The sequence below is a fragment of the Caulobacter sp. DWP3-1-3b2 genome, from assembly GCF_049896325.1.
Taxonomy (GTDB): Bacteria; Pseudomonadota; Alphaproteobacteria; order Caulobacterales; family Caulobacteraceae; genus Caulobacter.
Window position 1 is genome coordinate 1 of the sequence record NZ_JAFCUB010000022.1, and the last position, 25,651, is coordinate 25,651.

Annotated in this window: 27 protein-coding genes; 16 read left to right on the top strand and 11 right to left on the bottom strand. The window is 67.4% G+C overall.

Translation table 11 applies throughout. The features are described from left to right. Positions 1–552: 552 nt before the first annotated feature. Entirely contained in the window at positions 553–993 is a 441-nt protein-coding gene (locus ACP7AG_RS13980; protein ID WP_426031558.1) for an RrF2 family transcriptional regulator, read from the top strand. Between the two features lie 70 nt (positions 994–1,063). On the opposite strand, the gene ACP7AG_RS13985 is transcribed toward ACP7AG_RS13980, so the two are convergent. After that, positions 1,064–1,495 carry a CBS domain-containing protein gene (locus tag ACP7AG_RS13985; protein WP_426015307.1) on the bottom strand — a complete coding sequence of 144 codons (432 nt, stop codon included), beginning with the start codon at positions 1,493–1,495 and terminating at the stop codon, positions 1,064–1,066. Positions 1,496–1,723: 228 nt separating this feature from the next. Here ACP7AG_RS13985 and hfaA point away from each other — a divergent pair, with 228 nt between their 5' ends. Genes hfaA through hfaD form a run of 3 tightly spaced genes read left to right on the top strand, consistent with a single transcriptional unit; the run spans position 1,724 to position 4,341 of the window. Next, a complete protein-coding gene (hfaA, locus tag ACP7AG_RS13990; protein ID WP_426031560.1) occupies positions 1,724–2,179 on the top strand; it encodes a holdfast anchoring protein HfaA in 456 nt (151 codons plus the stop codon). Continuing rightward, positions 2,169–3,179: a holdfast anchoring protein HfaB gene (gene hfaB, locus ACP7AG_RS13995; RefSeq protein WP_426015302.1), complete on the top strand. Its 1,011-nt coding sequence runs from the start codon at positions 2,169–2,171 to the stop codon at positions 3,177–3,179. Before hfaA ends, hfaB begins: the two co-directional genes overlap by 11 nt. After that, positions 3,148–4,341, top strand: a complete 1,194-nt coding sequence (gene hfaD / locus ACP7AG_RS14000; protein WP_426031629.1) for a holdfast anchor protein HfaD — start codon at positions 3,148–3,150, stop codon at positions 4,339–4,341. Before hfaB ends, hfaD begins: the two co-directional genes overlap by 32 nt. 387 nt (positions 4,342–4,728) lie before the next feature. Here hfaD and ACP7AG_RS14005 read toward each other — a convergent pair whose 3' ends face one another. From ACP7AG_RS14005 to ACP7AG_RS14015, 3 genes are all read right to left on the bottom strand, one after another. Then, a complete protein-coding gene (locus ACP7AG_RS14005; protein ID WP_426031562.1) occupies positions 4,729–5,190 on the bottom strand; it encodes a hypothetical protein in 462 nt (153 codons plus the stop codon). Between the two features lie 162 nt (positions 5,191–5,352). Continuing rightward, positions 5,353–6,864 (bottom strand): bifunctional glutamate N-acetyltransferase/amino-acid acetyltransferase ArgJ, encoded by a 1,512-nt coding sequence (gene argJ, locus ACP7AG_RS14010; RefSeq protein WP_426031564.1) that lies wholly within the window; start codon positions 6,862–6,864, stop codon positions 5,353–5,355. After that, on the bottom strand, positions 6,864–7,841 hold the full coding sequence (locus ACP7AG_RS14015; RefSeq protein ID WP_426031566.1) for a peptidylprolyl isomerase: 978 nt from the start codon (positions 7,839–7,841) through the stop codon (positions 6,864–6,866). Before ACP7AG_RS14015 ends, argJ begins: the two co-directional genes overlap by 1 nt. A 286-nt stretch (positions 7,842–8,127) precedes the next feature. Here ACP7AG_RS14015 and secA point away from each other — a divergent pair, with 286 nt between their 5' ends. Then, complete coding sequence (secA, locus tag ACP7AG_RS14020; protein ID WP_426015296.1) at positions 8,128–10,893, top strand: preprotein translocase subunit SecA; 2,766 nt, start codon at positions 8,128–8,130, stop codon at positions 10,891–10,893. A gap of 203 nt (positions 10,894–11,096) precedes the next feature. Here secA and ACP7AG_RS14025 read toward each other — a convergent pair whose 3' ends face one another. Further along, entirely contained in the window at positions 11,097–12,464 is a 1,368-nt protein-coding gene (locus tag ACP7AG_RS14025) for an MFS transporter (RefSeq protein WP_426031568.1), read from the bottom strand. A gap of 129 nt (positions 12,465–12,593) precedes the next feature. Between ACP7AG_RS14025 and ACP7AG_RS14030 the strand changes: the two genes are divergently transcribed. Continuing rightward, positions 12,594–13,301 carry an ArsR/SmtB family transcription factor gene (locus ACP7AG_RS14030; RefSeq protein ID WP_426031570.1) on the top strand — a complete coding sequence of 236 codons (708 nt, stop codon included), beginning with the start codon at positions 12,594–12,596 and terminating at the stop codon, positions 13,299–13,301. Positions 13,302–13,453: 152 nt separating this feature from the next. Here the strand turns inward: ACP7AG_RS14030 and ACP7AG_RS14035 are convergent, their stop codons facing one another. Beyond that, a complete protein-coding gene (locus ACP7AG_RS14035; protein ID WP_426031572.1) occupies positions 13,454–15,307 on the bottom strand; it encodes an ABC transporter transmembrane domain-containing protein in 1,854 nt (617 codons plus the stop codon). A 113-nt stretch (positions 15,308–15,420) separates the two neighbouring features. Between ACP7AG_RS14035 and rpmE the strand changes: the two genes are divergently transcribed. Next, on the top strand, positions 15,421–15,648 hold the full coding sequence (gene rpmE / locus ACP7AG_RS14040) for a 50S ribosomal protein L31 (RefSeq protein WP_426015291.1): 228 nt from the start codon (positions 15,421–15,423) through the stop codon (positions 15,646–15,648). A gap of 216 nt (positions 15,649–15,864) precedes the next feature. Here rpmE and ACP7AG_RS14045 read toward each other — a convergent pair whose 3' ends face one another. After that, positions 15,865–16,371 carry a DUF1465 family protein gene (locus tag ACP7AG_RS14045; protein WP_426015289.1) on the bottom strand — a complete coding sequence of 169 codons (507 nt, stop codon included), beginning with the start codon at positions 16,369–16,371 and terminating at the stop codon, positions 15,865–15,867. A 175-nt stretch (positions 16,372–16,546) separates the two neighbouring features. Next, positions 16,547–16,753, bottom strand: coding sequence for a DUF1192 domain-containing protein (locus tag ACP7AG_RS14050; protein WP_426015288.1), 207 nt, complete (start codon positions 16,751–16,753; stop codon positions 16,547–16,549). Between the two features lie 88 nt (positions 16,754–16,841). On the opposite strand from ACP7AG_RS14050, the gene ACP7AG_RS14055 reads away from it, so the two are divergent. Together ACP7AG_RS14055 and ACP7AG_RS14060 are read left to right on the top strand one after the other, a co-directional pair. After that, on the top strand, positions 16,842–17,816 hold the full coding sequence (locus tag ACP7AG_RS14055) for an NAD(P)H-quinone oxidoreductase (protein WP_426031574.1): 975 nt from the start codon (positions 16,842–16,844) through the stop codon (positions 17,814–17,816). A 534-nt stretch (positions 17,817–18,350) separates the two neighbouring features. Then, positions 18,351–19,070 (top strand): DUF1013 domain-containing protein, encoded by a 720-nt coding sequence (locus ACP7AG_RS14060; protein ID WP_426015285.1) that lies wholly within the window; start codon positions 18,351–18,353, stop codon positions 19,068–19,070. Between the two features lie 133 nt (positions 19,071–19,203). Here ACP7AG_RS14060 and ACP7AG_RS14065 read toward each other — a convergent pair whose 3' ends face one another. Next, positions 19,204–19,377: a YdcH family protein gene (locus tag ACP7AG_RS14065; protein WP_426014719.1), complete on the bottom strand. Its 174-nt coding sequence runs from the start codon at positions 19,375–19,377 to the stop codon at positions 19,204–19,206. Between the two features lie 129 nt (positions 19,378–19,506). Here ACP7AG_RS14065 and ACP7AG_RS14070 point away from each other — a divergent pair, with 129 nt between their 5' ends. The 3 genes from ACP7AG_RS14070 (at position 19,507) to ACP7AG_RS14080 (ending at position 20,891) form a co-directional block, all read left to right on the top strand. Continuing rightward, positions 19,507–20,118 carry a UbiX family flavin prenyltransferase gene (locus ACP7AG_RS14070; protein WP_426031576.1) on the top strand — a complete coding sequence of 204 codons (612 nt, stop codon included), beginning with the start codon at positions 19,507–19,509 and terminating at the stop codon, positions 20,116–20,118. A 22-nt stretch (positions 20,119–20,140) separates the two neighbouring features. Further along, positions 20,141–20,602, top strand: coding sequence for a TIGR02444 family protein (locus ACP7AG_RS14075; RefSeq protein WP_426031578.1), 462 nt, complete (start codon positions 20,141–20,143; stop codon positions 20,600–20,602). Positions 20,603–20,669: 67 nt separating this feature from the next. Beyond that, on the top strand, positions 20,670–20,891 hold the full coding sequence (locus tag ACP7AG_RS14080; RefSeq protein ID WP_426014712.1) for a YdcH family protein: 222 nt from the start codon (positions 20,670–20,672) through the stop codon (positions 20,889–20,891). 113 nt (positions 20,892–21,004) lie between these two features. On the opposite strand, the gene ACP7AG_RS14085 is transcribed toward ACP7AG_RS14080, so the two are convergent. Continuing rightward, positions 21,005–21,724: a GGDEF domain-containing protein gene (locus tag ACP7AG_RS14085; protein ID WP_426031580.1), complete on the bottom strand. Its 720-nt coding sequence runs from the start codon at positions 21,722–21,724 to the stop codon at positions 21,005–21,007. A gap of 229 nt (positions 21,725–21,953) precedes the next feature. Here ACP7AG_RS14085 and purE point away from each other — a divergent pair, with 229 nt between their 5' ends. Genes purE through ACP7AG_RS14100 form a run of 3 tightly spaced genes read left to right on the top strand, consistent with a single transcriptional unit; the run spans position 21,954 to position 24,253 of the window. Next, positions 21,954–22,457, top strand: coding sequence for a 5-(carboxyamino)imidazole ribonucleotide mutase (gene purE, locus ACP7AG_RS14090; RefSeq protein WP_426031582.1), 504 nt, complete (start codon positions 21,954–21,956; stop codon positions 22,455–22,457). Further along, positions 22,457–23,539, top strand: a complete 1,083-nt coding sequence (locus ACP7AG_RS14095; RefSeq protein WP_426031584.1) for a 5-(carboxyamino)imidazole ribonucleotide synthase — start codon at positions 22,457–22,459, stop codon at positions 23,537–23,539. Before purE ends, ACP7AG_RS14095 begins: the two co-directional genes overlap by 1 nt. Before the next feature lie 3 nt (positions 23,540–23,542). Beyond that, entirely contained in the window at positions 23,543–24,253 is a 711-nt protein-coding gene (locus tag ACP7AG_RS14100) for an aspartate/glutamate racemase family protein (protein WP_426031586.1), read from the top strand. Positions 24,254–24,395: 142 nt separating this feature from the next. Here ACP7AG_RS14100 and ACP7AG_RS14105 read toward each other — a convergent pair whose 3' ends face one another. Beyond that, complete coding sequence (locus tag ACP7AG_RS14105) at positions 24,396–25,040, bottom strand: COQ9 family protein (protein ID WP_426031588.1); 645 nt, start codon at positions 25,038–25,040, stop codon at positions 24,396–24,398. Between the two features lie 180 nt (positions 25,041–25,220). Between ACP7AG_RS14105 and rpsU the strand changes: the two genes are divergently transcribed. Beyond that, the gene (gene rpsU / locus ACP7AG_RS14110; RefSeq protein WP_085953736.1) at positions 25,221–25,460 is read left to right on the top strand and encodes a 30S ribosomal protein S21; all 240 of its coding nucleotides are present in this window, start codon (positions 25,221–25,223) and stop codon (positions 25,458–25,460) included. The last annotated feature ends 191 nt before the right edge of the window (positions 25,461–25,651 follow it).

Below are 25,651 nucleotides of genomic sequence, written 5' to 3' on the forward strand. Positions count from 1 at the left end.
TTCTAACCAACCCAGAAATCCGAAGCGCCCTTCTAAAGAACAGCGCCAATCCAGTCAATAAAGAATTTCAAAGAAACCCTCAGAGACCGTCCAAAGAAACCTCAAAAGCTCTTGCGAACTCTTTCCAGTTACTCCGGAGCCGCGCTTTCTAGTGAAAGCAAAACTCCGTGTCAACTGACTGTTTCCTTCCCAGTCGATGCTCTGGCCGAGGCCGTTGCGAAGGACAAAGGACGGGGTGGCGGAGCCCTTGAAGACAGGGCCTTCGCAAATTCGTCACCGAGCCGGCTGAGGCCGCAGAACTTAGCGATCCACCTTCCCAAATGCAAGGCCGCAAGGCCCTGGATCGGTCCGGCGGGCGTCAGCCCCGAAGCGAGGGCGGTGTTTAGCCATCGCTTCGGAGAGTCGCAACCGCAAAAGCGACCCGATCAATCGCACCTATCCCTTATCTGTGCGCGGATCTGTGCATGGTTTCGCGCCGCGCCCGCAGGCCGCCGCTTGCGCCCTGCCCCGCCCTGGCTTCATAGACCCGTGTAATCAGGAGTCTTCGCGTCCATGCTGTCCCAGAAAGCTCGCTACGCCCTGCGCGCCATGATCGAACTGGCCCGCGAGAGCGGCCAGGTCACGGCCGGCGAGCTGGCGGTGCGGGCCGATGCGCCGCGCAAGTTTCTGGAGGCAATACTTCTTGCATTGGCGCGCAAGGGCCTGGTGACGAGCCGGCGCGGGAAGTTCGGCGGCTATCTACTGGGCCGCGCCGCAGAGACCATCAGCTTCGCCGAGGTGATCCGGCTGGTCGACGGCCCCCTGGCCCTGGCCCCCTGTGTCAGCCGCACGGCCTTCCGCCGCTGCGAGGATTGCCGGGATCTGGCCACCTGCTCCCTACGCGAGGCGCTGCTGCGGGCGCGCGACGCCACGGCGCAGGTGCTGGAAGGCTATAGCCTGGCCGACGCGGTCAGCGGCTCGGGGGCCGAACTGCTGGGCGAGGCGGAGCGCTGAGGCGCACGGCTTCTCTCTAATATTGCGCCCTCTATATAGAGGGCGCGCCAGTGGCCCTTCGAAGCCGTGGTCAGCCGGCCGCGATATAGGCCTTGAGGCCGTCGGCCTCAGCCTGGGTCTCGCGGATCTTGTACTTTACCAGGTCGCCAATCGAGATGATGCCGGCCAGGCGCTGGCCCCTGCAGACTGGCAGGTGGCGGATCCGGCGATCGGTCATCCGCTCCAGCAGGGCGTCGACCGTCTCCTCGGGCTGGGCGAAGACCACGTCGCGGGTCATGCAGGTCGCGATCGCCCGGGTCAGGGCGCTGGCGCCCTCCTTGGCGATAACCCTCACGATGTCGCGCTCGGAGAGAATGCCGGCGATCGTCTCGTCTTCCTCGAGCACGACCATCGCCCCGACCTTGCGGGTGTGGAGCAGCGCCGCCGCAGCGCCCACCGTCTCATTGGGCGAGGCGGTAAACACAAGGTCGCCCTTCTCCTTCAGGATCTGAGAAACCAGCAAAGCTTAATCCTCCCTGCGATATCTTTGTTTTGTTGAGCGTCCTCCAAAGCGCGCTTCAGATCAATGGGCAGCATCAATGTCGCAGTTTCGGGTCTCCGGCCGCCTCCGGGCTTTACCTTAACGAAATCGCGAGACCTTGGGGGTTAGGTCGAACGTTGTCCGATTTTGGCACGAGGGTTGCTTAACAGCCCCGTGTCGACATTCGCGGAGCTTGAGATGGTCGTTTCCATGAAAAAATTGCCGGGTGGCATGGGTGCTTTGAGCCTTTGCTCGGCTGTTTTGACCCTGGCCGTCCTGCCCCTCGGCGCTGGCGCGGCCCAGGCGCAGACCTTGGAAACCAATTCCGCCGCCTTCAACGCCGGCTACGGCCGTCTGGCCGGCTCCGAAAACCACGTCGTCCAGTATTCCACCCGCGACGCCAACGGCAATCGGGTCATCGTCGATGGCGTTATGCTGACCGGCGCGGACCAGAGCGTCTATTCTTCTGGCCAATCGACGGGCTCGCTCGACAGCTATTCCGGGGTTGGGGGCCTCGGCGGCTACGGCAGCTCGACGGCGATCGGCAACAATCTGACGGTCGTCACCCAAGGCAACAACAACACCGTGATCGTCAATTCCAACCAGATCAACAACGGCAATATCAGCGCCGGAACGAATGTCGGGACATCGGGCAATGGCCAGTAAGCGCCTCCTCCTCCTGCTGGCCAGCGCCTGCGCGGCGCTGAGCGCCTGTGGCAGCGTGCCCACCCCCATGGGCAACGGCAATTACGCCACGCCGATCGGCACGGCGCCGGTGACGGCCAACCCCACGCCCTACACGGCGGGCCTGGTGTGTCTGGCGCAATATGCCCGCGCCAACCGGGTGGTTGCCCCGCGCGTCGCCATCGGCCGCATCGCCGACTATACCGGCAAGGAGGAGTCTGACGGTTCGGGCCGCAAGGTCACCCAGGGCGCGTCCCTGCTGGCGATGACCGCCTTCGCCAAGGCCGGCATGCCGATGGTCGAGCGCTTCGACACCTCGGTGTCGGAATATGAGCTGAAATACGCCAACAACAAGCTGATCTCCGACAACCCCAAGCCCGGCGCCGACGCGCCGGCCGAGTATCGCAAGATCCTCGCGGGCCAGGTCCCGGGCTCGGACTTCTATGTAGCCGGCGGGATCACGGAGCTGAACTACAACATCCGCTCGGCCGGCGTGGACGCCTATGCCGGCGACAAGGACACCGACGGCCTGAAGGGCAATTTCAAGCGCCGCGTGTTCGTGATGAACATCGCGCTGGACCTGCGCCTGATCAACACCCGCACGCTGGAGGTGGTCGATGTGATCTCCTACCAGAAACAGGTGGTTGGCCGCGAAGTCAGCCTCGGGGTGTTCGACTTCCTCAATGGCAACATCTTCGACATCTCCGCCGGTCGCGGCGCGCTGGAGCCCATGCAACTGGCCGTGCGCTCGCTGATCGAGCGGGCGGCGATCGAGATGAGCGCCAACCTGTATGGCATGCCTGGTCCGCAGACCTGCCTGAGCTACGACCCCTATGCCGGCAACACCGTCGGCGCGACCGGGGCCTTCGTGCCCGCCTACAACAACCTGGGAACCAACAATGCGCAAACCCGCGAAGACCCGTCTCGCTGGAATGATCGCAGCGATCCCAATGTGCGTGGCGCTGGGCGGAGTCGCTACTAGCCAGACCCTGCCCAGCCAGGGCTCGAACGACCAGCTGAACCTCAACGCCATCAACGCCGAGCAGACGTTGAACGTCGTCACGGCTGACGAAGGCGTCACGGCGACCACCACGGCGGGCGCTAACAGCTTTGGCATGACCCTGAACGGGGCCGACGGCGGCCTGACCTCCAACCAGAACAACCAGGGCGCCGTGCTGGCCCATGGCGTGGTCAACGCCTCGGGCTCGCTGGGCGACAGCAGCAACATCAACACCACGGCGGTCGGCAACAGCGGCACCGCCCTGGCGGCCGGCGGCACGCTCAGCGCCTTCATGGTCCAGACCAATTACGGATCGGTCACCGCCCGCAGCCAGATCGAGGCCGTGAGCGCCCTGGCCGGTGACGTGATCGAAAGCACCCAGGCGGCCGGTAACAGCCAGGGCCTGTTGCTGGTCAATGGGTCGATGGGCGCGCGGGTGAGCCAGAACAACCAGGCCGACGTCGCCGCCGACGGCGGGGCGATCATCCAGTATGTGGCCGGCATCGCTGTCGTGGCGGGCACAGCGGCCGGCAACAATATTGACCTGACCGGGGCCGACCAGTCGGCGGCCCGCGTCATCACAGACCAGAACAACGTCGCGGCCAATGTCACGGGCACAAAGTTCACCGCCTATGGCAACAGCAACCTGACGACCACGGCGGCCACCGCCTCGGGCAACAACCTCAACGCCTCCAACGAGGGCCCGCTGCTCGACGTGGCCAGCCACCAGTACAACACCGCCTATGTCCGGGCCCAGGCCGAGGGTAGCTCCTACGCGTTCGGCGGCGCCCAGGCCACGGCCTATGGCGTGGGCAATTCGGTCCTGGCCGGCAATACCGGGCCGGATGTGGTGCTCGACAACAGCCAGGTCAATGACGGCGGCGGCGTCGAGGTGATCGCCAGCTTCACCGGCGACAACGGCTATGACGCCGGATCCAGCGCCACGGCGGTGGGTAACGCGGTCAGCGGCTATGTCTGCAACCAATGCAGCGGCACGATGAGCGCCACCAACAGCCAGTCCAACAATGTCGATATCAGCGCGCGCTCGACCGTGTCCCTGACCGGCGCCGCCCGTTCGGTGGTCGGCGTCTCGTCGGCCATGGGCAACAACGCCAGCTTCTCGGTGACCAGTCCGGGGTACTAACCCCCCCGGCGCGTGGGTCCGACTTTCCAGGAGTTCGCGCCGGGCAGGTTCGCGCGATGCGCGGCGGCGAGTCTGTCCGTCGTATACTCGAAATGAACATCAGTCCGGACGCCAGAGTCGCGAGCGGCGCCGTGGATTCAAGACGCGGCCCCAATGTCTTTACCGTCGTCCTTGACCAGCCATTCCCCCATCAGACCGAAGTCGAGGTTAAGGCACTTCCCGACTTCGGGCCGACCCTTTCCCCGGAAACGAGCGAGCGCGTCGGCCGAGACGTGCTGAGATTATTGAGAGCGATCACCCGTGTGTGCAAAGGGTCAGGCGCTCCGCTACCCTCGCACCTCTGAACTGATCGACCATCGGTCCGCACCGGGTCGAAAAGCGGCCCCCTCAGTTCGGCCGCCCCTCCGCCACCAGCTCGAACGCCGCGTCCAGCGCGTCGTCGTTGGGCGCCTCGCCCCGCTTGAGCGCCGCGTCGAGCACGCCCTCCAGCGAGCCCCAGACGAAGGCCAACTGCTCCAGCACGGCCGGCAACCGCTCGGCCTCGAACCCGGGATAGAGGTCCTCGACCAGCCACAGGCCGGTGAAGGGGTCGAAGCCGAAGCGGCAGCCGATCAGGCGGAACTGGGCGCGGGCCACGGTCTCGAAAAGGGCGTCCAGGGTGCGGGCCTGGTCGAGGTCGGCGCCGTCGAGCACCTGGCAGCGCACCTGCAGCCAACCGTTCTGCGGGAACAGGTAGAAGGCTCCGCCATCCTCGGCGCCGGAGACTTCGAGGCCATTGTCGATCTCGGCGACGCGGTAGCCGGCGGCATGGCAGGCGGCGGCGATGTCGTGGAGGTGGATCTCAGACATGAGCCTGTCCTTACTTAAATCCGCTCATCCCGGCGAATGCCGGGACCCAGATCCCATGGCGGTGCGACTGATTGGAGGGGCTCGGAGCCCGTGGCGTCAGCCTCAAAGCCATTCCATCCGGGCCCCGGCCTTCGCCGGGGAGACGGAAGATAGATCGCCCCCTTATGACCGATAGTCCCCGTTGATCGCCACATATTGCTTGGTCAGATCGCACGTCCACACCGTGGCCGTCCCCTTGCCGACGCCGACATCCACCGACACCTCGAACTCGGCCTTTTTGACGTAGGCGCTCATCGCAGCCTCGTCATAGTCGGCCGAGACGAGGCCGTCGCGGGCGGCGTAGAGGTCGCCGAAGCGGATGCTGATGCGCTCTCGGTTGATCGGCTCGTCGGCGCGGCCGACGGCCATGGCGATGCGGCCCCAATTGGCGTCCTCGCCGGCGAAGGCGGTCTTGACCAAGGGGCTCTCGGCGATGGTGCGGGCGATCTTGCGGGCCGAAAGCGGGCTTTCCGCGCCATTGACGGTGATCTTGACGAACTTGCTGGCGCCCTCGCCGTCGCGGACCAACTGCAGGGCCAGGTCCAGTAGCACGGCCTCCAGCTTCTCGCGGAAGTCGGCCAGGCGGCGGTCGCCCGCCCGGTGGATCTTCGGCGCGCCCGACTGGCCAGTGGCGAACAGCAGCAAGGTGTCGTTGGTCGAACGGTCGCCGTCCACCGTCACGCAGTTGAAGGTGGTGCGGGTGTAGAGCGACACCAGGGTCTGCAAAGCGGCCGGGGCGATGGCGGCGTCCGTGGCCACGAAGGCCAGCATGGTGGCCATGTCGGGCGCGATCATGCCCGAGCCCTTGGTGATCCCGGCGATCCGCACCTCGTGCCCGTCGATCAGGGCGGTGGCGTAGGCCCCCTTCGGAAAGGTGTCGGTGGTCATGATCGCCGAGGCGGCGCCAGCCCAGGCGTCCTGCGTGAAGCGGGCCTCCACCTCGCGCAGGTTGGAGATGATCTTGGCGTCGTCGAGTATGACCCCGATCACGCCGGTCGAGGCCATCATCACGTCGCGCTGGCGGCAGTCGAAGCGCTTGCCCACGGCCGTCGCCACCCGGCGCACGGCGTCGGCGCCCGGCTTGCCGGTGAAGCTGTTGGCGCAGCCGGCGTTGACCACCAGGGCCCGCACGTCCTGCCCGCCGGTGGCGGCGAGTTGGCGCTTGCACCAGTCGACCGGGGCCGATCCAACGCCATGGCGGGTGAACACGCCGGCGCAGCTGGTGCCCTCCGCGAAGCGCATCAGCAGCATGTCCTCGCGGGCGTGCTTGTAGAAGCCGGCCCGGCCGGTGGCGATCTCGACCCCGGCGATCGGCGGGATGGTCGGGAACGGCACGGCGAGGGGCGAGACGGCCAGGCTCGGCTTGCCCGGCGCGACGGCGGCGGGCTTGGCGGCCTGAACCGCCTCCTCGGACACAAGGGGGGGCGAGCCCTGGCTGGCGGCCTTCTCGGCGCGGCGCAGGCCGGCGCGCTTGAGGGCCGTGGTCAGCGGGTCGAGCGCCCGCTCCAGGGTGTGGCCGACACTGGCCCCGACCTGGCCGACGATCTCGGCCGGGGTCGGCGACGGCGCGGCGGCGGCTTTTGGCGCGGCGGCGACGGCCTTGGCCGTCGTCTTGGGAACGGGGGGCTTGGTCATTATTTCTTGGCCGGCGCGGCGGCGGGCGCGGCGGCGTCGAGGTCGGAAGGCGGATTGCCGGGACCAGGCTGCAGCGAAGCGGGGGGCGCCGAGGCCGGCTCCTGCGGCGCGCCGGGCACGTCCTGCGGCTTGCTGGTCAGCATCTCCACCTTGCTGGCGCCCCGCAGCTTTTCCAGCAGGTCGCGCACCTGGTCATAGGTCAGGAAGCGGACGATCTGCGGACGGGCGGCCTCGAGCGTGATCGGCTCTTCCAGGCGCTTGTCCTCGACGCGCAGCACGGCCCAGCCGCCCTCGGTCTGAAACGGCCCGACCAGCGCGCCCTTCTGGGCGTCCTTGAGGGCCACGGCATAGGCGGCCGGCATGACGTCGACAGTGAAATAGCCCAGGTCACCGCCGTTGAAGCGGGTGGCGGGGTCGGTGGAGCGCTCCATGGCCAAAGCGTCGAACGACGCGCCGGTCGAGAGCAGCTTCTTGACCGCCTCGGCGTCGGCCTGGCTGCCGACCAGGATCTGGCGGGCGCGGATCTCTTCCGATCGTTTGGACAGCTTCTGCTGCTCGGCATAGAGGCCGCGGATGGCGTTCTCGTTGACCGCCTTCTCGACGACGTTCTCGACCAGCATGTCGCCCAGGATGCGCTCGCGAGCGGCGGCTAGGCGGCGTTGCGCGACAGGGTCCTTGTCGAGCTTCTGCTTGAGGGCCTCGGCGGCCAACAGCTTCTGGTCGACCACCTCGTCCAGACGCTGGCGGAACAGGTCCGAGCCGATGTCCAGCGGCTCGCCCTCGCTGATCAGCCCCTGGGCCACGGCCTCGCGCTTGACGTCCGACGCCCAGACCGTATGGCCGTCGACCCGCGCCACGGCGGTGTCGCCCGGCTCGGGCGGCCGCTCGTCGGCCTTGTTGCGGCCGCAGGCGGCGACCAGCAGGGTCAGGGCGATCGCGGCGGCGACGCCGAAGGCGCGAGGCTTGGCAATATTCATAAGGGGCCGATCTCCGGCTGCAACGCTTTCAGCGCTCTAGCGCGGATTACCGCCAAGAGGAAACAGCTTCGCGATGCGGATCGGAAAAGGCCCGAACCTATTAAACGCCGCTCAAACCGCCACCAGGCCGCCCCGCCTCGCGTTGACACCCGCAAGGGCGGTGCTTAAGTCTCCGCGCGCGCCCTAGACGCCAGTTTCCGCTGGCTTCCATGCCACGAATTTACCGTAGTGAAGGCCCCAAAGCCCTAGCGCCGGCCTCACAGACACACCTCCGGATCCTGTATTCATGCTCGGCTTCGCCAAAAAGTTCTTCGGCTCTTCCAACGACCGCAAGGTCAAGATCATGTCCGCCCGCGTGGCGAAGATCAATGCGCTGGAGCCGGAATACGCCGCGCTGTCGGACGACGCCCTAAAGGCCAAGACCGACGAGTTCAAGGCCCGCCTGGCCAAGGGCGAGAACCTGGAAGACCTGATGCCCGAAGCCTTCGCCGTGGTGCGCGAGGCCAGCAAGCGCGTGCTGGGCATGCGTCACTTCGACGTCCAGATGGTGGGCGGCATGGTGCTGCACGGCGGCGGCATCTCGGAAATGCGCACGGGCGAGGGCAAGACCCTGGTCGCCACCCTGCCCACCTATCTGAACGCCCTCGAGGGCAAGGGCGTCCACGTCATCACGGTCAACGACTATCTGGCCCGCCGCGACGCCGACTGGATGGGCAAGATCCACAACTTCCTGGGTCTGAGCTATGGCGTGATCGTCAACGGCCTGAGCCAGGGCGAGCGCCAGCGCGCCTATCGCAGCGACATCACCTACGGCACCAACAACGAGTTCGGCTTCGACTACCTGCGCGACAACCTCGTCTACAGCGTCGAGGAAATGGTCCAGCGCGGCCACCACTATGTGATCGTCGACGAGGTCGACTCGATCCTGATCGACGAGGCCCGCACCCCGCTGATCATCTCGGGCCCGACCGAAGATCGCAGCGAGTTCTACAAGACCATCGATCTGCTGGTGAAGGATCTGATCAAGGACAAGACCAACTACGATCACGACGAGAAGCAGAAACAGGTCATCCTCACCGAGGACGGCCAGGAGCGCATCGAAGAGATCCTGATGGAGGGCGGCCACCTCGCCGAGGACACCGCCGGCCTTTATGACGCCGCCAACATCTCGGTGGTGCACCACGTCAACCAGGCCCTGCGCGCCAACATCCTCTACACGCTGGACAAGGACTACATCGTCAAGGACGGCGAGGTGATTCTGATCGACGAGTTCACCGGCCGGATGATGAGCGGCCGCCGCCTCTCGGAAGGCCTGCACCAGGCCATCGAGGCCAAGGAAGGCGCCGACGTCCAGCCCGAGAACCAGACCCTGGCCTCGGTGACGATTCAGAACTATTTCCGCCTCTACGGCAAGCTGGCCGGCATGACCGGCACGGCCGCCACCGAGGCCCAGGAATTCGACGACATCTACAAGATGGGCGTCAGCGAGATCCCGACCAACCGCCCGGTCCAGCGCATCGACGACGACGACGAGGTCTATCGCACCGAGCGCGAGAAGAACGACTCGATCCTCAAGCAGATCACCGACTGCCACGCCCGCGGCCAGCCGATCCTGGTCGGCACCGTGTCGATCGAGAAGTCCGAGGAGCTGTCGCGCCTGCTGGCCGTCTATCCCTGGGAATGGGAAGGCAAAAAGCATAAGGGCATCCCGCACCAGGTGCTGAACGCCCGCTTCCACGAGCAGGAGGCCGGCATCGTCGCCGACGCTGGCGTGCCCGGCGCGGTCACCATCGCCACCAACATGGCCGGCCGCGGCACCGACATCCAGCTGGGCGGCAATGTCGACATGCGCCTGGCCAATTGGCTGCAGCAGCAGAAGGGGCTTGGGATCACCCCGGCCCATGAGGACGAGCTGGCTCAGAAGGCCGAGCTGGACGCCGAGATCGCCGTCGCCAAGGCCCAGGCCCTGGCCGCCGGCGGCCTGTTCGTGCTAGGCACCGAGCGCCACGAAAGCCGCCGCATCGACAACCAGCTGCGCGGCCGCACCGGGCGTCAGGGCGACCCGGGCCACAGCAAGTTCTTCCTGTCGTGCGAGGACGACCTCCTGCGCATCTTCGCCGGCGAGCGGCTGGACGCGATCATGCGCACCTTCGGCGTCCAGGAAGGCGAGGCGATCACTCACAAGTGGTTGAACAACGCCATCGCCACCGCCCAGAAGCGCGTCGAGCAGCGCAACTACGAGATCCGCAAGAACCTCCTGAAGTACGACGACGTCGTCAACGACCAGCGCAAGGCCGTGTTCGAGCAGCGCCAGGAATTCATGGAGGCCACCGACCTCTCTGAGATCATCACCGAGATGCGCCGCGACGTGGTCGATGACTTCGTGGCCCGCTACATGCCGCCCAAGGCCTATGCCGAGCAGTGGGACATCGAAGGCCTGGACGAGCGCGTCCAGTCGATCTTCGGCATGGAGCTGCCGCTGAAGGACTGGGCCGCCGAGGAAGGCATCGGCGACGAGGAGATGCGCGAGCGTATCGCCAAGGCCGCCGACGAACGGGCGATCGAGCGCGAGGCGATCATCACCCCCGACCAGATGCGCTCGGTGGAAAAGAGCTTCCTGCTGCAGATGATCGATCTGCAGTGGCGCGAGCACTTGATGCACCTGGACCACCTGCGCAATGTCATCGGGCTGCGCGGCTACGGCCAGCGCGATCCGCTGAACGAGTACAAGACCGAGGCCTTCTCGCTGTTCGAGAAGCTGCTGGGCGACCTGCGGACCAACACCACCCGCTGGCTGATGACGGTCGAGATCGCCTATGCCGATCCCGAGCCGCTGCACACTCCTGAAGGCCTGATCGAGGTCCACCTGGACCCGCTGACCGGCGAAAACGTCGCCGTGGCCGGCGCCCTGCCCGAGGGCCTGTCGCCCCAGCAACGCGAAGCCCTGCCAGTCTCGGTGTTGCCGGAAGGCTGGGAATATACCGCCCGCAACGGCGCCTGCCCGTGTGGATCGGGCAAGAAGTTCAAGCACTGCCACGGGGCGCTGGTTTAGGCGCTGAGCGCTTGGTGATCTGAAGACGCCCGCCTTCGGAAACCAGGGCGGGCGTTTTTCTTTTGGCTTTTTGACCCGCTCATCCCGGCGAATGCCGGGACCCAGATCCCAAGGCGCCGGGCTGATTGGAAGAGCTCTGAGCGAGCGGAACCCGCCTCGGACCATTCCATCTGGGTCCCGGCATTCGCCGGGATGAGCGGAGTTTAAGTGACTCTCTTCCCCCCACTCCGCGCCGCCACCCACGCCGCCCCCACCAGCACTGCGGCCGCGATCATCCCGGACGCCCGGAGCCCCGCCGCGATCCGGTCGGGTCCGCCGGCCGCCAACGCGCCCATCACCGCCACGCCCGCCGCCCCCGCCGCCTGGCGGCAGGCGTTGAGCACCCCCGACGCGGTGCCTGAGAAGTGCCGGTCCACATTGGCCAGCAGGGCGCTGGTCATCACTGGCACCGCCGTGCCCATGCCGCCGGGGATCAGCAGGAAGCCGGGGACCATCAGCCAGAAGGGTGTCGTCGGCGTCAGCCGGCTGGTCAGGGCGTAGCCTAACGCCGCCACCAGCACCCCGCCGGCCATGGTCCGCGCGGGTCCAAAGCGGGCCGCAATCCGACCGCTCAGCAGGTTGGCGGCGATGAAGGTCGCCGTCAGGGGCAGGAAGGCCAGGCCAGCCTGGACCACGTCGTAGCCGGCGGAACGCTGAAGAAAGAGGCCCAGCACGAAGATGACCCCGTAATAGGTGAAGTTCACCGACACCCCGACCACCACCGCCGACCAGACCATCCGGTTGCGGAACACCTCCAAAGGAACCGCTGGATGGGCGCTGCCCCTCTCGACCGTCAGGAAGGCCGCCACGGCCAGCAAGCCGCCGACCAGCGCGCCCAGCACGAGCGGGTCGCTCCAGCCCCTGTGGCCGCCCTCGATGACCGCCCCGACCAGCAGGGTCAGGGCCACGAAGGCCAGGGCCTGGCCGGGCAGGTCCAGCGGCCGCTTCTGGCGCGGCGGGGCCTCTGGGACGAACAGCAGCGTCAGGATCGCCCCGGCCAGGCAGAGCGGCAGGTTGACCAGGAACACCCAGCGCCAGCCCAGCGCGCCGATCAGCAGGCCGCCGATCACCGGCCCGGCGGCGATCGACACCCCGCCGGCCGCCGTCCACCACCCCACGGCCCAGGCCCGCGCCTTGTCATCGCCCGCCGCCGCGTGGGTGATCAGGGCCAGGGACGGCGGCACCAGCAGGGCCGCAGCCGCGCCCTGCACCGCGCGCGACAGGACCAGCTGCGCGGCGCTCTGGGCCAGGCCGCAGGCGGCCGAGGAGACGGCGAACAGCACCAGCCCGCTTAGGAACGCCCGCCGGGGTCCGAACCGGTCGCCGAGCGCGCCCGCCGAAAGCAAGAGCGCCGCCAGCAGCAGCGTATAGGCGTCGACCACCCATTGCAGGCTGGCGGTCGGCGCGTTGAACTCGCGGCCGATCGCATCCAGGGCCACATTGACGATGGTGACGTCCAGCTGGACGATCGTGAAGCCGAAGCTGGCGGCGAGCAGGATCAGCGGCAGTTGGGCGACTCGGGGCGTGGTCATGGCGTGATCTTCGCCCAGCGCGGGCATGGATGTTACAGCGAAGACTGAAGCTTTCGCTGGCGGCCCAGAATATTCTAAAAATCCGCTCATCCCGGCGAAGGTCGGGATGAGCGGCAGAAAGGTTAGGTCATGGAAGCCAACATCGCCTCCCCCGCCGCCCTGATCGGCGATCCCAGCCGGGCGGCCATGCTGCAGGCCCTGATGGACGGCCGCGCTCACCCCGCAGGCGCCTTGGCCTGGGCGGCGGGCCTGACCGCCCAGGCGGCCAGCAACCACCTGGCCAGGCTGGTGGACGGCGGCCTGCTGAGCGTCGAGCGCCAGGGGCGCCACCGCTATTACCGCCTTGCCAACGCCGAGGTCGCCCATGTGCTCGAGGCCCTGGCCGTGCTGGCTGCGCCGGTGCGGTCGCTGCAACAGCCCCGCTCGCCCGAGGCCCGCGCGCTGCGTGAAGGCCGCTGCTGTTACGGTCACCTGGCGGGACGGCTGGGCATCGCCGTGACCGACGCCCTCGTCGCGCGGGGCGTGCTCGCGCTGGCCGACGACAAGCTTTACGCGGTCCCCGACGCCGGCCGCGCCTGGTTCGGGGACCTGGGCCTGGAGCCTACCGCCCTACGCGCCAAGCGCGGCGTCGCCCGCCAGTGCCTCGACTGGACCGAACGCCGCCACCACCTGGCCGGCCCGTTGGGCGTGGCCCTGCTGTCACGGATGGTGGCGCTAGGCTGGATCGACGCAGACACCGGCAGCCGGGCGGTGAAGTTGACCATGCTGGGGCGTGAGGAACTACGCTTGCGGCTGGGTGTAGACTTGGAGACGATGGAGGGTCGGGAGGCGGCTTAGCGTCCTTTTCCCCTTGCGGGAGAAGGTGGCGGCCGAAGGCCGACGGATGAGAGGTCGCGCGAACCCTTCCGCCGGGCGCGGTTGATCCCGCCATCAACCCCTCATCCGACCTCGCGCCGCGAGGCCACCTTTCTCCCGCAGGGGAGAAGGATTTAGGCCGCCTCCACCCCGAACTGCAGCCGCGCCAGCTTCGCATACAGCCCGCCCTGGGCCGAGAGCTCGGCGTGGGTGCCTTGCTCCACGACGCGGCCGTCTTCCATGACCACGATCCGGTCCGCCTTCAGCACCGTGGCCAGGCGGTGGGCGATGACCAGGGTGGTGCGGCCTGACATGGCGTCGTGCAGGGCCTTCTGAACCAGCCGCTCGTTCTCGGCGTCGAGCGCCGAGGTGGCCTCGTCGAGCAGCAGGATCGGGGCGTTGCGGACCAGGGCGCGGGCGATGGCCAAGCGCTGGCGCTGGCCGCCCGACAGGGTCTTGGCGCGTTCGCCGACGGGCGTGTTGAACCCCTCCGGCAGGGCTTCCAGGAAGCCTGTCGCCTGGGCGGCGGCGGCGGCGGCGCGGGCCTCGGCCTCCGTCGCGTCCTCGCGGCCAAAGCGGATGTTGTCCAGCGCCGAGCCGGAGAACAGCGGCGAGTCCTGGGCGACCAGGGCCATGCGGGCGCGGACCTCGGCCGGGTCGGCGGCGCGCAGATCGACGCCGTCCAGCTTCACCGACCCCATCTGCGGGTCATAGAAGCGCAGCAGCAGCCGCAGGACGGTGCTCTTGCCCGCCCCCGAGGGTCCGACCAGGGCCACGGTCTCGCCGGGCCTGACGGTCAGGTCGAAGCCCCGCAGCGCCGGCAGGTCCGGACGACCGGGATAGGCGAAGGTGACGTTCTCGAAAGCGATCGCCCCCAGGGCCGGCATGGGCAGGGCCTGGGGCTTTTCCGGCGCGGCGATGCCGGGCTCGGAATTGAGCAGATCGGAGATTCGCTCCATGGCGCCGGCCGCCTTCTGCACGTCGCCCCAGACCTCGCCCAGGGCGCCGACCGAGCCGGCGGAGAAGATCGCCAGCAGGGCGAACTGGGCCAGGGTGCCGCCGGTCATCTCGCCCGCCAGCACCAGGTGCGCGCCTACCCACAGCAACAGGGCCACGCCGCAGAAGGCCAGGGCCATAACCACGGCGGTCATCGCGGCCCGGGCATTGATACGCTTGACGGAAGCTTTGTAGGCGCCTTCGACGGCGCCGCCGAACCGGATGTCGGCTGCGCCCTCGCGCCCGAAGGCCTGGACGGTGTCCAGCGCGTCCAGGCTCTCGCCGGCATAGCCCACCGCGTCGGCGAACTTGTCCTGGGCGCTGACCGACAGCTTGCGGACATTGCGGCCCAGCAGGAAGATCGGCGCCAGGATCACCGGCACCATCAGCACGATGAAGCCCGCCAGCTTGGGACTGACAAAGGCCATGTAGCCCAGGCCGCCGATCAGGCTGAGGATGTTGCGCAGGGCCACCGAGACGCTGGTCCCGACCAGTTGCTCGATGATGGTGATGTCGGTGGTCATCCGCGACAGCACCTCGCCGGTGCGGGTCTTCAGGAAAAAGGCCGGGTCCAGCTTGAGCGTGTGGCCATAGAGCGCCCGGCGCAGGTCGGCGACCACGCGCTCGCCCAGCCGGGTGACGAAGAAGAACCGCAGGGCCGTGGCCACGGCCAGCAGCACGGCGACCGCGCCGAGGCCCAGGAAGGCGCTGTTGATCGCGGTGTCCGAGCCTTTGGTGAAGCCCTTGTCGATCACCCCCTTGAAAGCCCCTGTCAGGCCCAGGGTGGCCCCGGTGGAGAACAGCAGGAAGAAGCCGGCCGCCAGGGCGTCGCCCACGTGGCGGCGCACGAACGGCAGCAGATGGGCCAGGGGACGGATGTCTTTCCGACGGGGACGACGGTTGGCCGCCTCGGCCAGGTTCTGCACCAGCTCCGCGCCGGCGCTCGGCCTGCCCTCGGCCGAAATCTCGCCCGCGTTCACGTCACTCATCAACTGTCCCTTGCCAAATTCGCGCGCTTTCTTTATAGCCGCGCGTCTCCGAGAGCCACCCGCAAGGCTGGCCCCCGCCCACATTACACGCCGCCTCAAGTCGGTTGGATCGCCCGATGAAACAAGACATTCACCCCGACTACCACTTCATCACCGTCACCATGACCGACGGCACGTCCTATCAGACCCGTTCGACCTACGGGAAAGAAGGCGCGACCCTGGCGCTGGACATCGATCCGCGCGTCCACCCGGCCTGGACCGGCGGCAACGCCCACATGATGGACCGCGGCGGCCGCGTCTCGCGATTCAACGCCAAGTTCGCCGGCTTCACCGCCAAGAAGTAGGCGTCCCAACGCTTCTCGCCGCAAGGCGACGAAAGGCCGGTACCGCGTTCGCGGGCCGGCCTTTTTGGTTTTGGGGGAGTTCCGCCCCCTATGGGGGCGGACAGGCGGCGAAGCCGCCAGGTGGGGGTAAGTGCGGGCTGCCCGTGCCGCGAACACTTGCCCCCTCCGGGCCTTCGGCCCTCCTGCCCCAGAGGGGGAAGAGCCTCTAATCCATCTTTAAGCCGCGCCGAACGCCGCGGTCAGCCGGTCGAAATGCGCCTGCACCGGGCGCGGAGCCTCTTCCAGGGCCGCCTCGACATACATCCGCTTGTCCAGGTGGCGCACCCGCTCGTACAGGCGCTCGGAGCGTTGCAGCAGGTTGACGAGGCCGAAGGGCAAGTCCTCGATGGCGGCGGGGTTCCCGGACTCGAGACCCAGGCGATAGTTGTCGGCGCAGGCGGCCTCGGCGGCCATCTCGCCTTCCTTGACCGCGCGCTGCACCAGCAGCCACGAGGCCACCTGCATCAGGCGGGTCGTCAGGCGCATGCTTTCGCTGGCATAGGCCAGGGCCGCGTTACGCGACAGAATCTTGCTGTCGTGGCGGCCCGCGCCGTCGAGATAGGCGGCGGTTTCCTCGACCAGAATCATGCCTTCCTCGAACGTGCGGTCGAACAGTTCGGAGCGGGCGAAGTCCTGGATGACTCCGGCGCGCCAAGGGGCCGCGGACGCGTTCAACTCGGTCATAGCTACTCATTGCCCCTTCGAAAGGCCGCGAGACGTCTCGCCAAGGCAGGAGGACTGCAACCCCCGTGCCAGACGCAACCGTGCCGTTTCGCGACCGCCCCCCCCCAAGTCCGAATGAAGTCGAATTGTCCGAGTCAGGCGGGTTGAAGACTCCGCCTTTAGGGTAAACCGTTCGTTAGTCCAGGCGACCAAACAGCGCATTGGCCGCGTCGCGCCCAGCTTTTTTCTTCGAGAGCTGCGTCCGGGTGCGGGCGATTTCCGCCTCCAGTGCGTCGATACGCTCTTCCAGTTCGGCGACCCCGTACGTCTCTAGATCTTCATGCGTGGTCGCGCTCAGCGCATCGCCGCGGAAAGCGCGCGGCTCGACCGGTTCTTCCAACATGGATCGGTCTCCCTTGGCTCGACCCCTTTTCGAGCCGCCATCTGACGCCTACCAAGGGCGGGACGCAAGCCTCACGGGATTCTCCGCCATGTCTGACACCATGACCGCCATCGCCATCGAAGGCGGCAAGGGCCCCGCCGCCGCCCTGTTCGCGGAGACCGTGGCGCGACCCGAGCCCGGCCCCGGCCAGATCCTGATCCGGGTGCGAGCCGCCGGCGTCAACCGTCCCGACCTGTTGCAACGCCTGGGCTACTACCCGCCGCCGCCCGGCGCGTCGACCATCCTGGGCCTGGAGGTATCCGGCGAGGTGGTGATCGGATCGGGCCGCTGGAAGGAAGGCGACCAAGTCTGCGCGCTGCTGGGCGGGGGCGGCTACGCCCAATATGCCGTGGTCGACGCCCGCCACGCCCTGCCGATACCCGAAGGCTTCGACTTCGCCCATGCCGCCGCCCTGCCCGAGACGGTGTTCACCGTCTTCGCCAACATGTTCGAACATGGCGCGTTGAAACCGGGCGAGACCTTGCTGGTTCACGGCGCGACGTCCGGTATCGGGACAACGGCGATCGCCATGGCCAAGGCGCACGGTGCAAAGGTGATCGCCACCGGCCGCGGCGCCGACAAGAAGGCCCAGGCCCTGGCGCTGGGCGCCGACATCGCGGTCGACGCCAAGACCGAGGACTTCGCGCAGATCGCCAAGGCGGCCGGCGGGGTTGACGTGGTGCTCGACATGGTCGGGGCCAGCTATCTCGACAAGAATCTCGACGCCCTGAAGCTGGGCGGCCGCATCGTCTATATCGCCGCCCTGGCCGGGCCGATCCTGGAGGTTCCGGTCATGACCCTGATGCAGAAGCGCGCGGTGCTGACCGGCTCGACCCTGCGCCCCCGCTCCGCCGACGAGAAGGCCCGCCTGGCCGCCGAAGTCGAGCGCGTGGTCTGGCCGTGGATCGCGGCAGGCAAGGTCAAGCCGGTGATCGACGCGACCTTCCCGTTGGAAGACGCCGCCCGGGCCCACGCCCACCTGGAAGCGGGCGAGCATGTCGGCAAGGTGGTGCTGCTGGCGTGAGGAGCCACGCTGCGTTTACGATTGCTCTGAGACAATCTTGAGTGCGCTAGAGGTTCAAAGCGGGGAAGCGTTATGAGCCTCAATAGCCTGCGCGACTTGATTGAGAATTTGCACCACGTGGCGCTGGGCGCCCTTGTTTTAGCTGGTGTAGGATTGATCTCGGCTAAGAAGTCCCATCCCCTGCTTCAGTGATCAGGTTGGTCGGTGGTGATTGCTGGGATGATGTTGTTTGGGTCTGACTCGAAGGGCACAGGTCTCGACACCTCAGCTCCACACCTGGCGGTGCTAGCAAGCATCGGGTTGCTTGTTGGCGGTATGGTCACGGCGCGGGAAATTCTACGTAACCGCCGCATGCCAATTCGAGACCGCATAGCACTTGAAAGGCGGCGCTATGGCCGGCAGCCCCCCACGAACTTAGGCTGATAGACGCACATTGCGATCCCCGTTCCCTTTCGAGAAGAACCGCATTATAGGTCCACACTAGAACATCCCGCCCGGCCGCAAGGTCGGGCGCCGTCATTTCTGGAGCCCCTCATGGCCGACATCCTGATGCCCAAGGCGACCGCCGTCTGGCTCGTGGAAAACACGTCGCTGACCTTTGAGCAGATCGCCGACTTCTGTGGTCTGCATCCGTTGGAAGTCAGCGGCATCGCCGACGGCGAGGTCGCCCGCGACATCCGCGGCGCCGACCCGATGGGCAATGGCCAGCTGACCCGCGAAGAGCTGGACAAGGCCCAGGCCAACGACCAGTACCGCATGAAGGCCCAAGTCAGCCGTCACGCCGAGCTGCTGAAGCCGCAGAAGAAGGCCCCGCGCTACACCCCGGTGTCGCGCCGTCAGGACCGTCCGGACGCCATCGCCTGGTTCGTCCGCCATCACCCGGAAGTCACCGACGCGCAGATCTCCAAACTGCTGGGCACCACCAAGTCGACCATCGACCAGGTGCGCAACCGCCAGCACTGGAATTCGGCCAACATCAAGCCGGTCGATCCGGTGACGCTGGGCCTGGTGGGCCAGCTGGAACTGGACGCCTTGGTCAAGAAGGCCGCCGAGAAGAAGGCCAAGGACGACTTGAAGAAGGGCATCCTGCCCGAGGATCCGACCCTGCGTCCCGCGTCGGAGACCAGCGCTTTGCCCGATGACCACGACGCCGAAGAGGCAGCGATCCGCAAGGGCCGCATCGAGCCCAAGGCCGAGGACGTATTCGGCAAGTCCACCTATGTGCCGGACGAGGACGAAGACGACGAGGACTGATGAATTGGGGACAGGCGCATGCGCCTGCCCCGACCGCAGACAAAAGGCCCGCCCCGGTTTCACGCGGGGCGGGCCTTTCTGTTTTCGGCCTCCTCAATCGGTCACCGCGCTTCAGGCGATGACGCAGAGGGGGCTAGTGAAGTCTGGCCCTGAGGCCTTCGATCTCCTCCTTGAGCCTGAGCTTCTGCCGCTTCAACTCCTTGAGGCGGGAAGTGTCGCTGACCGGTCGACTGGTCTCCTCCTGGATCGTGCGGTCGAGGTTCTCGTGGCGGGACCCAAGCTCGCGGATACGGGATTCGATGGCCATGGCTGTCGGCTCCTTGCTGTTGGAGATCAAAGACAACACCCGCTGCGCCGCGCTGTCAGATCACATATGATTGCACTCAGCCCCGCTTGACGTGGCCCCGCTTGCTCCCATGACGGACGAAAATTCACCATGTCGGACCCTGCCCCCCTCCCGGACAAGCCGCGCTTAGTCGTTGGAATTTCAGGCGCTTCCGGCGTCGTCTACGGCCTGCGCACCCTCGATGCGTGCCGCGAACTGGGAGTCGAGAGTCACCTGGTTCTGTCCAAGTCGGCGGCCCTGACCTCGTCTCAAGAAACCGGCCTCAGCGTCGCGGAGATCAATCTGAAGGCGGATGTTGTGCATCGGGCAGGCGACGTCGGCGCCGCGATCGCGTCGGGGTCGTACCGGACGCTGGGCATGATCGTCGCCCCCTGCTCGGTGCGCACCATGAGCGAAATCGCAACGGGCGTAACGGCTTCGCTTCTGACCCGAGCGGCCGACGTCACGCTGAAGGAGCGCCGCACCCTGGTGCTGATGGTCCGCGAGACGCCGCTGCACCTGGGTCACCTGCGCACCATGACCAAGCTGGCCGAGATGGGGGCGGTGATCGCCCCGCCGCTTCCCGCGTTCTATACCAAGCCGGCGACGATCGCGGAAATGGTCGACCAGTCGGTGGGCCGGGCGCTCGACCTGTTCGGCCTGTCCTGGCGGCCGGTCAAGCGCTGGGGCGAAGACCTGGCGACGATCACCGGAGAGGCCTGAAAAGGCCTGGGGGTTAACCAAGATGCGACTTTGGCAGTGGGCCCTGGAGGTCTATGCGCGACCGTCTGTCGCAGCCGCGTGCCTGGCCTTGCAGGACGGCCACGGCCAGAACGCGCCCTATCTGCTGTGGGCGGCCTGGCGGGCCAGCGAGGGCCGGGCGGCCGACACCGCCGTCGCCTTCCAGTTGGTCAAGCGCTGGGACATGGCGGTCGGCGCCCCTCTGCGCGATGTGCGGCGGTCGATCAAGGCCGCTTGGCCCGGGATCGACGGCGGCGCTCGCGACGATTTCCGCAACCGGGTCAAGGACACGGAACTGGCGGGCGAGAAGGTGCTGATGGAAAGCCTGGAGGCCTTGAGCGGCGAACCGGGCCAGGCGCTGGACCTGTTTTCGACCTTGCTGGACGCCGCCGGCGCCTCAGGCGACCCGCCGCGCGAGAGCGCCCTGCGCGCCCTGGCCGACGCCTTGAACGGTGAAGCTTCATGACGCCCTTTACCCGCTGTCAGGCTTTGGTATCTATCACCGCCCAGGCGCGCGGCTTTGAGGAGCGTCCATGAACGACGACGAAGCCTTCGAAGACAGCGACATCGCCCTCGAGCGACGCCTGGCGATCCTGCGCGAAGAGCACCAGGATCTCGCCGACGCGGTGACCGCCCTGGAAGACCGACCCCTGCCCGACATGCTGCAGCTCGCCCGCCTCAAGCGCCGCAAGCTGGCCCTGAAGGACGAGATCGTCCGGCTCGAAGATCAGCTGATGCCGGATATCATCGCTTAGAGCGCCGTGGATCAGCAGGGGACACGCACTCGTCCTACGGCTTGTGCGATCCATGTCCTGAGCGGTGGGACGAGTGTGTGTCCCCTTCGCTCGCACGTCCATGACAGCGAGTTTCAGGCCTCTTTGCGCGTCCGCTTCCTCAGGAACATCGAGGCGTCGGCCTCGGCCAAGGCGACTTCGGGATCGGCGCCAGGCTCGATCTCGCGCACGCCATAGGAGATGTGCAACGGCGCCGACCATTCGCCAAACTGCACCGGCGTGCCGCTGACGGCGGCGGCCAGGGTGTCGGCCTTGGCCGAAGCGGTCTGCTGGTCGGCCTGGACCAGCAGGACGGCGAACTCGTCGCCACCGATCCTGCCGACCACGTCGGTCTCGCGGACATTGGCCAGCAGGCGTTCGGCGACGGCTTTCAAGGCCTCGTCGCCCGCCGCGTGACCGAAGCGGTCATTGACGCTCTTGAAGCCATCGAGGTCGAAGAACACCAGGCTGGCGGGCGAGCCGTAGCGCTGGGCGAAGGCGGCGACCCGCTTGATTTCGCGCAGGAAGGCCCGCCGGTTCAGCACGGGGGCCAGCACGTCCATGTCGGCCAGGCCCTGGGCCTCATTGAGCTTGAACTTCAGGCGACCGACCTCGGCCCGAAGATCGTCGATCTCAACCATCAGGGTCTTGAGCGCGGCCTGCACCTGGGGCGTCAGGTCGTCCTCGCCCAGGCCCAGGAACCCGGCCTTGTCGGCGGCCACCACGGCGCGGGTCACGGCCGGGCCGGCGGCCTCGGTCAGGGCTCGGCGGCGGATCGCCGAGAAGGATTCGGTGCGGGCGCTCGTGATCTTCATGGGGTGGCGGGAATCACTTGTTGCAAAGCTTCACGCATTTCTGCGTTCGTTCATTAACCATGGCAATGGTCACCACCCTGTGTCGCAGCGTCGCGGAGTCAAGACATCGGCCCGGCCCACCTGAGGTTTTCCGACGAGATGGCGCTTTGGAGGCGGGGCGCCAGCGGCTATAAGGCCCGCGATTCAGGGGTCATGACGCCCCTTCGCCCGCCCAGGGAAATCATCGCCGATGCCCACGACCACGCCACCCGTCGCCCCCCCCGTGGTCATTGTCATGGGCAGCCGCTCGGACTGGCCGACGATGAGGAAGGCGGCCGACGCGCTCGACGCCCTGGGCGTGGCCTATGAGGCCAAGGTGGTTTCGGCCCACCGCACCCCCCAGCGCCTGGTCGCGTTCTCGACGGGCGCGCAAGACGCCGGATACAAGGTGATCATCGCCGGGGCCGGCGGCGCTGCTCATTTGCCGGGCATGGTTGCAGCGATGACGATCCTGCCGGTGCTGGGCGTGCCGGTGCAGTCGAAGGCCTTGAACGGTCTGGATTCCCTGCTCTCCATCGTACAGATGCCCGGCGGCGTACCGGTGGCGACCCTGGCGATCGGCGAGGCGGGGGCCAGGAACGCCGGCCTGCTGGCGGCGCAGATCCTGGCGCTGTCGGACCCGGCGCTCAGCCAGCGCCTGCAAGCGTTTCGCGACGCGCAGACCGAGGATGTGGTGGAAAGCGTGGAAGACTGATGACGGCTCCCCTCCCCCCCGGCTCCACCCTCGGCATCCTGGGCGGCGGGCAGCTGGGCCGCATGCTGGCACTGGCCGCCGCGCGGCTGGGCTTCGACGTGGTGATCCTCGATCCCGAGGAAAACAGCCCCGCCGGCCGGGTCGCCGCCCGCCAGATCGTCGCCGCCTATGACGACCGCTGGGCGCTGAAACGCCTGGCCGAGGCCTGCGACGTGGTCACCTACGAGTTCGAGAACGTCCCGGCCGACACCGTCGCCGAACTCACCGCCCTGGGCGTGCTGGTCGCCCCCGGCGCCAAGGCGTTGGCCGCCGCCCAGGACCGGGTGGTCGAAAAGAGCTTCCTGGCCGAGATCGGCGTTCCCACCGTGGCCTTCGCGTCGGTCGAGACCGCCGAAGACCTGACCGCCGCCGTGGCGCGCATCGGCGCCCCGTCGCTGCTGAAGACCCGCCGCGAGGGCTATGACGGCAAGGGCCAGGCCTGGATCCAGCGCCCCAGCGACGCCGCCGCCAGCTTCGAGAAGATCGGCGCCAAGCCGGCCATCCTCGAGGCTCCCGCAGACTTCGTGCGCGAGCTGTCGGTGATCGCCGCGCGCAGCCGCAACGGCGAGATCGCCTGTTATCCCCTCGCCGACAACCACCACGAAGGCGGCGTCCTGCGCCGCACCAGCGCCCCAGCCAAGGTCACCGACGCCACCCGCGACCAGGCCGAGACCATCGTCATCAAGATCCTGACCGCGCTGGACTATGTGGGCGTGATCGGGGTGGAGTTGTTCGAGCTGGCCGGCGGCAAGCTGCTGGTCAACGAGTTCGCCCCCCGGGTGCACAATACCGGCCACTGGACCCAGGACGGCTGCGAGGTCGACCAATTCGAGCAGCACATCCGCGCCGTCGCCGGCTGGCCGCTGGGCCCCACCGCCGCCCGCGCCCATGTCGAGATGACCAACCTGCTTGGCCCCGAGGTCGACGCCTGGGCCAAGCTGGCCGCCGAGCCCGAGACCCGCGTCCATCTCTACGGCAAGGGCGAAGCCCGGCCGGGTCGAAAGATGGGGCACGTGAACCGGCTGCGCGGTTTGAGGGACTAGGTCATGGTCGAGCAAGCGCTCATCGGCCTGATCGGCGGCCTGAGCTGGGAAAGCTCGGCCCAGTACTATCGGCTGATCAACGAGGGCGTTCGCGATCGCGTCGGCGGGGTGGCCTCGGCCCGCAGCCTGATGTGGTCGTTTGACTTTGCGGAGATCGAGGCCCTGCAGCACGTCGGCGACTGGGGCGCCCTGGCCGGCGAGCTGGTGGTGGCCGCCCAGGCGCTGGAGTGCGGCGGGGCCGACTTCCTGGTGCTATGCACCAACACCATGCACCGCTGCGCTTGGGCCATCGACGCGGCGGTCAAGATCCCGCTGCTGCATATCGCTGATCCAACGGCCCAGGCGATCCAGGCGGCGGGCCTGACGCGGGTTGGCCTGCTGGGCACGGCCTTCACCATGGAGCAGGACTTCTATCGCGGCCGGCTGGCCGACAGGTTCGGCCTGGAGGTGCTGATCCCCGAGGTCGAGGACCGCGCCGCAGTGCACGACATCATCTATCGCGAGCTGGTGACCGGTCAGGTGCTGGACGCCTCCCGCGAAGTCTATCGCGCGGTGATCGCACGGTTGGTGGAGCGTGGAGCGCAGGCGGTGATCCTGGGCTGCACGGAGATCATGCTGTTGGTCTCGCAGACCGACAGCAGCGTTCCGTTGTTCGACACGACGGCGCTGCATGCGCAGGCGGCGGTGGAGATGGCGCTGGGCGGACCGAGCTAGAGGGTCCTCCCCCTGTGGGGGAGGCGATCGCGGAGCGATCGGTGGGGGGAGTATTGAGGTCGTCGATCCGAGTTGTGGTCGTCTCCCGAACCCTCCCCCCTCCGTCGGCTTCGCCGACACCTCCCCCACAGGGGGAGGACTTCTACCCCCGCCCGTATCTCATCCGCGCCAAGGCCCCCGCCACCTCGGCCATCAGGTTCATCGGCTTGACGCCGGCCTTCCACTTCTCGAAGGCCATGACGTTGTCGATTCTCGCGTCCAGGTGCTGCAGCGCCGACTCGCGGCCCGACGCCATGTCGACCGCCAGGGTCGAGACCAGGATCCCCGACAGGATCGCGCGCTTGGAATAGTGATTCTCGTCGGTCGCCGTGTCGCCCGCCCAGCGCCACAGCACGTCGGCGCTCTCCCAGACCAGGGTCATGGCGAGGGGCATGTTGGTCGGAAAGGCCAGGAAGGCGGCCAGTTTTCGCAAGGCCCCGGCGTCGCCGACCGCAGCGTCCAGTCGCGCCACGACGCCCCGGCGGATCTTGTCGCGAATCTTCAGGGACGCCGGGTCCAGGGCGCTCAGCGACGCCAGGGCGGCCTTGTCGTGGCGGCGCGACAGCAGGGCGGCCAGGTCCTTGGGGCCTTGCGGCAAAAGGAGTTGCGCCTCCCCGGCATTGAGGCCGGCGGCCATGGCGGCGGCCTTGGCCATGCCAGCGTTCCAGCCCAGGCGCGGGGCCAGGCGCAGGGCCTCGTCCAGCACGCGTTGCTCGGTGATATCGGACCAGTCCGCGGTGTCGCTCATGAATCCGAGTCTATACGGGAGTTTAGGCCGCGTCGCGATGGACAGAGCCCCATCCCTCTGCTATCAGCCGCCCCTCGTTTCCCGGAAGCCCCCCTTCCGGGTTTATCAGGTTTTGTTCGCCCGCCCGGCCCCTGAGAGGGACTCGGGACATTGGTCGGGCCGTCGAATGGAGAGAGACCCCTGGTCCAGATTTTCGTCCGCGACAACAACGTCGATCAGGCCCTCAAGGCCCTGAAGAAGAAGATGCAACGCGAAGGCTCGTTCCGCGAAATGAAGCGGCACGTGCACTATGAGAAGCCGTCGGAAAAGCGCGCCCGTCAAAAGGCCGAAGCCGTCCGTCGCGCTCGCAAGCTGGCCCGCAAGCGCGCCCAGCGCGAAGGCTTGATCCCGATGCCGAAGAAGCCGGTCGGCGCTCGGTAGACCACGCCCTCACGGCGACGAAGCAAAAGCCCGCGTGGAGCGATCCACGCGGGCTTTTCTTTGCTTGGTCCTTCCTCTGTGGGGGAGGCGATCGCAAAGCGATCGGTGGGGGGAGTCTTAGGAGGTCGCTCCGGGTTGTGGCCGTCGCCGACCATTCCCCCTCCGTCGGCTGCGCCGACACCTGCCCCACG

Coding starts and splice junctions, on each gene's coding strand:
- secA (WP_426015296.1), top strand. CDS start 8,128: ATGCTCGGCTTCGCCAAAAAGTTCTTCGGCTCTTCCAACGACCGCAAG.
- hfaB (WP_426015302.1), top strand. CDS start 2,169: ATGGCCAGTAAGCGCCTCCTCCTCCTGCTGGCCAGCGCCTGCGCGGCG.
- ACP7AG_RS14045 (WP_426015289.1), bottom strand. CDS start 16,371: ATGACCGAGTTGAACGCGTCCGCGGCCCCTTGGCGCGCCGGAGTCATC.
- ACP7AG_RS14080 (WP_426014712.1), top strand. CDS start 20,670: ATGAACGACGACGAAGCCTTCGAAGACAGCGACATCGCCCTCGAGCGA.
- ACP7AG_RS14055 (WP_426031574.1), top strand. CDS start 16,842: ATGTCTGACACCATGACCGCCATCGCCATCGAAGGCGGCAAGGGCCCC.
- ACP7AG_RS14105 (WP_426031588.1), bottom strand. CDS start 25,040: ATGAGCGACACCGCGGACTGGTCCGATATCACCGAGCAACGCGTGCTG.
- rpmE (WP_426015291.1), top strand. CDS start 15,421: ATGAAACAAGACATTCACCCCGACTACCACTTCATCACCGTCACCATG.
- ACP7AG_RS14085 (WP_426031580.1), bottom strand. CDS start 21,724: ATGAAGATCACGAGCGCCCGCACCGAATCCTTCTCGGCGATCCGCCGC.
- ACP7AG_RS14060 (WP_426015285.1), top strand. CDS start 18,351: ATGGCCGACATCCTGATGCCCAAGGCGACCGCCGTCTGGCTCGTGGAA.
- hfaD (WP_426031629.1), top strand. CDS start 3,148: ATGTGCGTGGCGCTGGGCGGAGTCGCTACTAGCCAGACCCTGCCCAGC.
- ACP7AG_RS14025 (WP_426031568.1), bottom strand. CDS start 12,464: ATGACCACGCCCCGAGTCGCCCAACTGCCGCTGATCCTGCTCGCCGCC.
- ACP7AG_RS14015 (WP_426031566.1), bottom strand. CDS start 7,841: ATGAATATTGCCAAGCCTCGCGCCTTCGGCGTCGCCGCCGCGATCGCC.
- purE (WP_426031582.1), top strand. CDS start 21,954: ATGCCCACGACCACGCCACCCGTCGCCCCCCCCGTGGTCATTGTCATG.
- ACP7AG_RS13980 (WP_426031558.1), top strand. CDS start 553: ATGCTGTCCCAGAAAGCTCGCTACGCCCTGCGCGCCATGATCGAACTG.
- ACP7AG_RS14065 (WP_426014719.1), bottom strand. CDS start 19,377: ATGGCCATCGAATCCCGTATCCGCGAGCTTGGGTCCCGCCACGAGAAC.
- ACP7AG_RS14005 (WP_426031562.1), bottom strand. CDS start 5,190: ATGTCTGAGATCCACCTCCACGACATCGCCGCCGCCTGCCATGCCGCC.
- ACP7AG_RS14050 (WP_426015288.1), bottom strand. CDS start 16,753: ATGTTGGAAGAACCGGTCGAGCCGCGCGCTTTCCGCGGCGATGCGCTG.
- ACP7AG_RS14070 (WP_426031576.1), top strand. CDS start 19,507: ATGTCGGACCCTGCCCCCCTCCCGGACAAGCCGCGCTTAGTCGTTGGA.
- ACP7AG_RS14095 (WP_426031584.1), top strand. CDS start 22,457: ATGACGGCTCCCCTCCCCCCCGGCTCCACCCTCGGCATCCTGGGCGGC.
- hfaA (WP_426031560.1), top strand. CDS start 1,724: ATGAAAAAATTGCCGGGTGGCATGGGTGCTTTGAGCCTTTGCTCGGCT.
- ACP7AG_RS14075 (WP_426031578.1), top strand. CDS start 20,141: ATGCGACTTTGGCAGTGGGCCCTGGAGGTCTATGCGCGACCGTCTGTC.
- argJ (WP_426031564.1), bottom strand. CDS start 6,864: ATGACCAAGCCCCCCGTTCCCAAGACGACGGCCAAGGCCGTCGCCGCC.
- ACP7AG_RS14100 (WP_426031586.1), top strand. CDS start 23,543: ATGGTCGAGCAAGCGCTCATCGGCCTGATCGGCGGCCTGAGCTGGGAA.
- ACP7AG_RS14030 (WP_426031570.1), top strand. CDS start 12,594: ATGGAAGCCAACATCGCCTCCCCCGCCGCCCTGATCGGCGATCCCAGC.